At 60.0% G+C, this 7,587-nt stretch carries 7 protein-coding genes and 1 pseudogene; 6 read left to right on the forward strand and 2 right to left on the reverse strand.

The features are described 5' to 3' along the window. Nucleotides 1-91: 91 nt before the first annotated feature. Nucleotides 92-394, reverse strand: coding sequence for a hypothetical protein (locus M3461_02120; GenBank protein ID MDQ3773243.1), 303 nt, complete (start codon nucleotides 392-394; stop codon nucleotides 92-94). A 396-nt stretch (nucleotides 395-790) separates the two neighbouring features. On the opposite strand from M3461_02120, the pseudogene M3461_02125 reads away from it, so the two are divergent. The 3 genes and pseudogenes from M3461_02125 to M3461_02135 all read left to right on the forward strand — a co-directional run bounded on the left by M3461_02125 (nucleotide 791) and on the right by M3461_02135 (nucleotide 4,329). Then, a pseudogene (locus M3461_02125) lies at nucleotides 791-837 on the forward strand (hypothetical protein). Between the two features lie 445 nt (nucleotides 838-1,282). Further along, nucleotides 1,283-1,627: a transposase gene (locus tag M3461_02130; protein MDQ3773244.1), complete on the forward strand. Its 345-nt coding sequence runs from the start codon at nucleotides 1,283-1,285 to the stop codon at nucleotides 1,625-1,627. Nucleotides 1,628-2,127: 500 nt separating this feature from the next. Then, nucleotides 2,128-4,329: a hypothetical protein gene (locus M3461_02135; GenBank protein MDQ3773245.1), complete on the forward strand. Its 2,202-nt coding sequence runs from the start codon at nucleotides 2,128-2,130 to the stop codon at nucleotides 4,327-4,329. Between the two features lie 16 nt (nucleotides 4,330-4,345). On the opposite strand, the gene M3461_02140 is transcribed toward M3461_02135, so the two are convergent. Continuing rightward, a complete protein-coding gene (locus tag M3461_02140; protein MDQ3773246.1) occupies nucleotides 4,346-4,576 on the reverse strand; it encodes a hypothetical protein in 231 nt (76 codons plus the stop codon). A 12-nt stretch (nucleotides 4,577-4,588) separates the two neighbouring features. Here M3461_02140 and M3461_02145 point away from each other — a divergent pair, with 12 nt between their 5' ends. The 3 genes from M3461_02145 to M3461_02155 all read left to right on the forward strand — a co-directional run bounded on the left by M3461_02145 (nucleotide 4,589) and on the right by M3461_02155 (nucleotide 7,445). Continuing rightward, nucleotides 4,589-5,131, forward strand: a complete 543-nt coding sequence (locus M3461_02145; GenBank protein ID MDQ3773247.1) for a hypothetical protein — start codon at nucleotides 4,589-4,591, stop codon at nucleotides 5,129-5,131. Then, nucleotides 5,128-6,912, forward strand: coding sequence for a glycosyltransferase family 39 protein (locus M3461_02150; GenBank protein ID MDQ3773248.1), 1,785 nt, complete (start codon nucleotides 5,128-5,130; stop codon nucleotides 6,910-6,912). Before M3461_02145 ends, M3461_02150 begins: the two co-directional genes overlap by 4 nt. Before the next feature lie 254 nt (nucleotides 6,913-7,166). Continuing rightward, nucleotides 7,167-7,445: a GtrA family protein gene (locus M3461_02155; GenBank protein ID MDQ3773249.1), complete on the forward strand. Its 279-nt coding sequence runs from the start codon at nucleotides 7,167-7,169 to the stop codon at nucleotides 7,443-7,445. The last annotated feature ends 142 nt before the right edge of the window (nucleotides 7,446-7,587 follow it).

Raw genomic sequence — 7,587 nt, forward strand, 5'->3', positions numbered from 1 at the left:
ATCTGGGTCGTTGTATAGCGTAAACGGTTGCCCGAAGCGGCAACCCAATGCTACTGTCAATGCCAGTAACTTTCAGTAAAACGCAACACCATCAAGGACGGTGGACGAAGCGGTTCAGCCGGCGCCAGCGGGAAAGCCAGGCACACGGGCGCTGCCTCCCCGCGAAAGCGGAGATCAGCGCCGCGAGGCTGGAAGGCGCGTCCACTACGAGCGGCGGCGTCCCGAAGACACCTCCCTCTACCAGTCTGGTACAAGAGCACGAGACCTTGCGTCCTCGGCGCGCCAAGCAGGCCCGTCCCTGGGCCTGGCTTCCCTGGCCCAAGTCGAGCTTGAGACCGGGTCGGGCTTGCCCGATTTTGTCAAAGAGGTCGATGCCCTTTCTCGAATGCGGCATTCTAGCCCACGGCTTTCTACGCTACGTTGCGCCGACTGTGCCCATGAAAAGCTCGTGGCCTTCAGTTGCAAGCGTCGCGGTTTCTGCCCGAGCTGTGGCGCCCGGCGCATGACGGAGACCGCCGCCCACCTGGTCGAGCACGTCATCCCCCGGGTAAAGGTAGCGCCAATGGGTGCTCTCGTTTCCGATCCCGCTTCGCTTGCTGTTCGCTACACATCCGGAGCTGCACGCCCACGTCTTGCAGATCGCCCACCGGGTCATTGCCACATTTCTGATCAAACAAGCCGGACTCAAATGCACCGAAGCCCACACCGGCGGCCGTCACGTTGATGCGTGCCATCCGTGGCACCGCTCCCTGCGGGCGTACTTCGTACGTCCCATTTTGCTCCTGGCAAAATGGTCATCCAGCGTTTCGGCTCGGCCGCGAATCTCAACATCTATCTGCATTGCCTGGTGCTCGATGGGGTCTACCGCGTCATCGAGGGCGTGCCGGTGTTCCATGCCGTGCCCGCCCCCAAAGAGCTGCAGGCCTTACTCCTTCGTATCATCAAGTGCCTCATGAACCGGATGCACAGGGGACGCAGCTTTGAGGAGGTACAGGATGAAGCTCTTGACCCGCAAGGGCTTCCTCATCGAAGAACAGGGCATGAGCTAGGTCACCGACAGCGATCCGGATCTCGCGCTCGGGCCCCTGCGGACGGCAGCCTGCACCTACCGCATTGCCCTCGGGCCCCCGGGCGGGCAGAAAGTGCTGAGCTTGCAAACCGTCCCGACACGAGAGTCGCCGCCTGCCCCAGTGCGCTGTGCCGACGAGCAGGGCTTCAGCCTCCATGCCGAGGGGTGCTGCGCCGCCCATCAGAGGAAGAAACTCGAAAGCCAGGGCCAGGGATGGCTCTGCTTGGCGCGCCGAGGACGCAGCACCTGTGCCGCTATATCACCCGCCCCGCCATCGCCCACGAGCGCCTTGCTCTCAACCGTGCCGGGCAACTCGTGCTTACCCTGAAGACCGCCTATCGAGAGGGCACGACCCACGTCCTCATGTCACCCCTGGAGTTTTTGCAGCGACTCGCCGCCCTGGTTCCCCGTCCACGGCTCCATCTCATCCGCTTCCATGGCGTGCTCGCACCCCACGCGAGGCTCCGTCCCGAGGTCATTCCGGGCGTGCCGGTCAACGCCCATACCCCTCAGCCGACCACGCCGAGGCGCCCCCTGCTGCGGCGCTTGCCCGCCTGAGCTGGGCCCGGTTGCTCAAACGGGTATTCGATATCGATATTGAACAGTGCCCCCACTGCGGCGGCCCCTTGACGATCATCGCCGCCATCGTAGATCCCACTGTGATTGCCAAGATCCTCAAGCATCTTGGCATGTCCGCGGGCACCGCCCCGAGCGCCGGCGCAGCGCTTCGACCGATTCCAAATCGCCTGATCCGAATCCCTCCCCGGTTCATCTCCCCGAGCCGACCATCCCCCTTGGCCTGCTCCCACCCGAGACGCCAAAACCCTCGGAACCATAGCGCCTCGGGTCGATGAAGGGCCCGAAAATACCCCGGTTCCAGACCGACGACCGCCATGCTTGACGGCTCACGAGCCCAGGAGTACCCTGCCTCTTGATGAAAAAAGGGCGTTTAAGATCCCTAGCGCGGCCTCTGGCCGCAACCAAATGGTTCCCTCACAATCCTGGAGCTGGAGTAGTATAGGAGACGATGTCAGTTGACCATCGGGACGGAGGGGGTCATGAAAGAGTTCATCCGCAAGCATGAAGATCACATTCACGGTGTGCTTTCCTGTTTCGAGCGGATGCTGTTTCGTGGCTACCTGCGCATCATGTCTGGTTGGGCGATGGCGCAATTTCTCAACGGTCTCGATGTGAAGGGTAGCAGTCTCAAGAGATTCTTGTTAGAGAGTTCCGAACGCGTGAAGGACCATGCGATCGCCATGGCTCAGCAGCAGCATGCGGGACCGTTTCAGTATCTCGTCTCGAATATCCGCAAGGAGGACACGGCTCGGGAGCTTGCGGAGCGCGACGGCATCGAGGAGGGGTTGGTGTGTGTCTTTTCCATCATCGAGCCCTGCCGCACCTTCTCTTTCTGCTTCCAGAAGGGGGGTCCCTTCGTTCGGTCCGCTCGGCGCAAGTGTTTGCACCTCTATTTCTACTTCATGGATCGAGACTTCGGTCTCCTCCATGTGCGTATTCAGACTTGGTTTCCCATGCAGATCCAGGTCTATCTCAATGCGCACGAGTGGCTGGCACGGAAGCTCTCGGCCAATCAGGTGCGCTATACCAAGCACGACAACGTCTTTCTCTTAATGGAGGACATGGCCAAAGCACAGAGGTTCGCCGATCGCTTTGCGAGCCTGCATTGGCCCACGATCCTCGAGAAATACGCCAAGCGAGTCAATCCGCAGATGCGGGATATCCTCCACGACCGTTCATACTATTGGGTGACCGCTCAAAGCGAATACTCGACCGACATCCTATTCAAGACCCGCCCAGATCCTTGCGAACTGTACCCACAACTACTTAGCCACAGCACATTGTGCTTTGGCGCCAGGGAGGTCATGAACTTCCTTGGGCGTAAACTGCACGGCAAGTTCGAAAGCGAGATCGTCTCCGATCTCTCGAGCCTCGTCTGCCGCCGCACGGGTGGATCCAGGATCAAGCACCGTGTCAAAGAGAACTGGCTCAAGATGTATGACAAGTCGGGACTCGTTCTTCGGGTGGAAACTATCATCAACAATCCCGAGGAATTCCGGGTACGCAAGAAGGTCTCGCGCGAAGGCAAGCGTCAAACCGAGTGGGTTGAGATGCGCAAAGGGGTCGCCTATCTGTTCCGGTATCGTGAGGTGTCATTGCAAGCCAACGGCCGTTATCTCGATGCGCTGGCGGTGGTCGACGATCCCACCCAAGCGAAACGGGATCTGGACCGAGTGACCACTCCCAAAAAGGATGCGGCGGGCCGTGGGTGCTCCGGTTTCAATCCGCTGGCACGTCACGACGCTGAACTATTCCAAAGCGTCATGTCCGGTGAGCACTGCCTGCGAGGGTTCCATAACCGCGACATCCGGGCACGGCTCGCATCCACCGTTCATCTGCGAGCTTGCGGGCAAGATCCCAAAAAGGAAAGCGCCAAGGTCAACCGCACCTTTCGCCGCTTCGACGCTCACGGCCTCATCGCCAAGGTTCCCCGGACCCGCCGCTGGCGCGCCGCCCTCTACGGCGCCGCGTCATGGGAACTTCGCTCTATCTCCGGGACCACCACTTCCCGGAGGCGTATTCCAGAATCGCCGCATGATCCGCTTTGTCAGATGCAAAGAAGTCACGGTGAAAGAATCTATGCGCGGCCGTCCCCCGAAGCCCAAGCCGGAAACGCCCCCCGGACCTCCGAAAAAACGCGGTCGGCCGTCGAAGGACAAGGAGACAAAATGATCCGGGTGGTGACGCTCGATCCCTTCGAAGAGAAAGAAATCCAAAAGTTCTGCCGGCAACTCTACGCCTCGTTCGGCGTGGGCTGCGAGCACGCCTTCAACATGGAGTTTCCGGATTCCGCGGGCGACCCGCCGGATGCCGCCAAGCTCTCGGACCAGGTCAAAGGGGTCCGCTCGTTCCGGTACGACAAGGCCGTCTACCTCACCAAGCGCAAGCTCAAAGACCGAAACCTTCAAACCGGCGCGGCTTCGACGTGCGGCTACTCAATTTACGGAAAAACGCTGGCGCTGGTCAGCACGCATCCGAAGAAAGACATCGACAAGGGTTTCCGCTACGTTTCGGGCGTCGCTGTCTACCATGTGGGGCATCTCTGGGAGCTGCACCACTGCCTGGATCCACGTTGTTCGATGTACCCACCCTGGACCCCTTCGTATCTCAATGGCGAGCCCGCCCTCTGCACCTTCTGCCGAGACAAAAGCGAGCACAAAATTCGGATGGCGAAATCTTAGCCTGGCCGAAGCCGCTCTACTCGTCGCGGTTGGCGCGCTCTCGCTTACCTTCGATCTTCGCCTGCCGGCCAGGCTCCCCTCGGAAAGCGATTACCGGCAGCTCGCCAGCGTCCTGGAAGCCGAAGCCCAACCCGGCGACGTCCTCTTGGTTTACCCGTGGTGGGCCGAGCGCGCGCGGCTCTTCGTGCCCGACAGTCTCCCCGTCGTCGGTTACCTCGGTTCCGAGCAGAATCCGCTGGTCGATCATCCGAGAATTTGGGTGCTCGCTCAGGCCCATCTACCGAGAGCGAATTTCGAGGCATTCCAACGGGCATTCGATCCCGGGCGTACGCCGTTGGGGCCCCCCCGCTGGTTTGGAACGCTCGAGCTCAGGCTTTACCGAAACGAAAAGCACCGTCCGCTTCGCTATGCGGCCACCGAAAAGCTCGGATTCGAATGGCACGAAGTAGAGTACGCTCCATATCGCTGCATCCGCGTCGGCCCTCCCGGAGGCGCTGCCAAGACAGCGATCGATCTTTCCAATGTTCCGATGACCGGGCATGTCGAGCTCAATGCCGGCGTGATCGGCGAGCAGGCCTCATGGGGTGGACCCAGTTACACGCCCATCACCGTTACCGCCGAGTCGGAGGGGCAATTACTGACAAACATCGTCATTCCGCCAAGGCGCGAAGGCATGCAGTCCTCGTTGATTAAAACATCGGCAGGCGAGCTCCGAAATCTAACGATCACGGTTCAAACCGAAAGGCCCGAGGGACGCAGTGTTTGTCTGGATTTACGGGTGTACGGAGAGGCCGCGCAGTGAAACCGTTCGACCAATTCGACAAAGACAAAGCTACTGTCTGGTTAATATTTATTGCCGCTTTCGCCGCTTTATTTCTTACTGAGACCTCGGTCGGCTTCGTGCAAGACGAAAGCGTCTATTTCTACGCCGCCGAACGGTACATCCAGTGGTTACGGCTTTTACTGAATTCCCCGGCGCTCGCGTTGCGCGATGACGCAATCGTCGCGGCCTTCGATTACAACCACGAACACCCTGCGCTAATGAAATTGTCGTTTGGGATCTCTCATTTGCTCTTTACGGAAAAACTGGGCTGGCTTCGACCGGCAGCGGGGTTCCGCCTTCCGGCTTTTGCCATCGCCGCCTGCATTCCGCCCCTTCTTTATCAATTGGGTCGACCGCTGTTCGGTAGAACCGCGGGGCTGTTCGCTGCCCTTTCGTTCTTTCTCGTTCCACGGCAATTTTTCAATGCACAGTTGGCCTGCTTCGACATTCCCGTCGCGGCCCTATGGCTGTGGGTGGTTTATCTCTTTTGGAGAGCGCAAACTGAGCCCAAGCTGTGGATTCTCTGTGGCTTCGCCTTTGGTTTGTCCATCGCCACCAAACACAATGCGCTGTTCTTGCCCTTCGTGCTGACGCCGTTTGCGCTGTGGCGCGCCTGGGTCGCGTCCGCCGGAAATTCCAGTAGCCGGCGGGCGGTGATTCAATTCATTGCCCTGCTTGCCGGCGCAGCGCTGTTTCTTTCGACGATGTGGGCGGCTCTGGGATTTGAACAATTCGTCGCCCGCTTTACCCTCCTCAGCCCTCAGACGTTTCTGATGCTCGGCGCATGGGCGGGCGCTGCTGCAATCCTGTTGAACGTTCGCAGCTCGCCGGAGACTTTTCGTCCTCTCGCCACTCTCGGCGCAATGATGTTTTTAGGGCCGGTCGTGTTCTATCTCCATTGGCCCTACCTCTGGCACGCGCCGGTCGATCGCACTGCCTGGTATCTCCAATTTCACGCCACACATGTCCACTACGCGTGGTTCTATCTGGGTAAGCTCCTTCGAGAGCCGCCTTTCCCGCTGGAGTACGTATGGGTCAAGACAGCGCTGACCGTTCCCACCAGCCTCTTTGTTCCGATGATCCTCGGATTGGTAACGGTAGTCATCGCTAAAACGACCCGACGCTGGGAAGTCTTTCTGATCGCCGCCAATGCGCTGGCTTCGATTATTCTCATTAGCCATCCCCAAGTTCCGCATTTTGGCGGCGTGAAACATTGGTTTCCATCGATGACATTCCTGTCACTGTTGGCGGGGGTGTCCGTTTCGCGCGCAGCGAACGCAATCGCAGAACTTGGAAGCCAACCATGGCAAAAACGGATTGCTGCCCCGGCGCTTTTCGTCCTGCTTCTGCTTCCCGCTGCAATTGGCACGGCTCACATTTATCCCTATGGAACGAGCGCCTACTCTGAATTGGCGGGCGGAGCCCCCGGCGCCGCGACGCTCGGTATGCAGCGACAGTTTTGGTCGAACAACGTCACCGGCGTTCTTCCTTGGGTCAACTCTCATGCCCCGCCCAACGCACGGCTTTGGCTGGATGAAGTCACTGGGTTGGCGTTTCACCATTACCAGCGCAATGGAATGCTTCGGCCAGACATCCGATCGGCGGGGAGCGCGGCCGAGTCAGATCTGGCCGCGTACCAGTACCACCAGGAGTTTCGAGAGCACGAATATTCGATTTGGCAGGCGTACGGAACGGAGATCCCAGTCACCGGTCTCTATGTCGACGAGACGCCCCAAGTTGTGGTGTACCAACGCAGATGATGGCTTAGTTAGCAATGCATTTCGGGGGAGTGGCGGAGGCGAGGCGAAACGCATGCGCTACCTGGAATTGGCGGCGCCCGCCTTCGATCCTGCCACCGTCCGAGGCGGCCCGCCGTGAGCGCCGAAGCTTTGGATGCGGCTCTGGCCCGCCGCAGCTTGGGTCAATTCCTGCGCTTCGCCCTCGTCGGCACGGCGGGGTTCGTGGTGGATGCCACCGCCTTTACGGCGGCCTCGGGCCCTATGGCGGACGCGTCGTGTCCTACCTTGCCGCTGTTACCTTCACCTGGGCCATGAACCGGCGGTTTACTTTCGCGGGCGCCGATCCTCGTCGTGGGACGGCGCAATGGGGCCGCTTCGTCGCCGCCAATGGCGTGGGCGCCCTCGTCAACTATGGCACCTATGCGGCACTGGTGGCCTTGGTGCCCTTCGTCGCCGCCCGGCCCGTGCTCGGCGTCGCCGTCGGTTCCGTCGCCGGGCTGGTCTTCAATTTCACCTTCAGTAAGCTCTGGGTGTTCCACTCCGCCGCCGACTAACGCAGCAGCATCCTAGCTAGAGTACTTGCATCATGAAATGTGATGCAAATGAGTCAAGTTTATCTGGTGGCGAGTTGTGCCTCCTGGCAGGCTTGGTCGATGAGGGTTTGAAGCCTCTCGAAGGCAGCGCGGATAGGGGAGT

This window comes from Pseudomonadota bacterium, from assembly GCA_030860485.1.
Classification (GTDB): domain Bacteria; phylum Pseudomonadota; class Gammaproteobacteria; order JACCXJ01; family JACCXJ01; genus JACCXJ01.

Bases quoted from the DNA above. Each gene is read 5' to 3' on its own strand.
- M3461_02140 (MDQ3773246.1), bottom strand. From the start codon at position 4,576: ATGATCGACCAGCGGATTCTGCTCGGAACCGAGGTAACCGACGACGGG.
- M3461_02120 (MDQ3773243.1), bottom strand. From the start codon at position 394: ATGCCGCATTCGAGAAAGGGCATCGACCTCTTTGACAAAATCGGGCAA.
- M3461_02130 (MDQ3773244.1), top strand. From the start codon at position 1,283: ATGGCTCTGCTTGGCGCGCCGAGGACGCAGCACCTGTGCCGCTATATC.
- M3461_02135 (MDQ3773245.1), top strand. From the start codon at position 2,128: ATGAAAGAGTTCATCCGCAAGCATGAAGATCACATTCACGGTGTGCTT.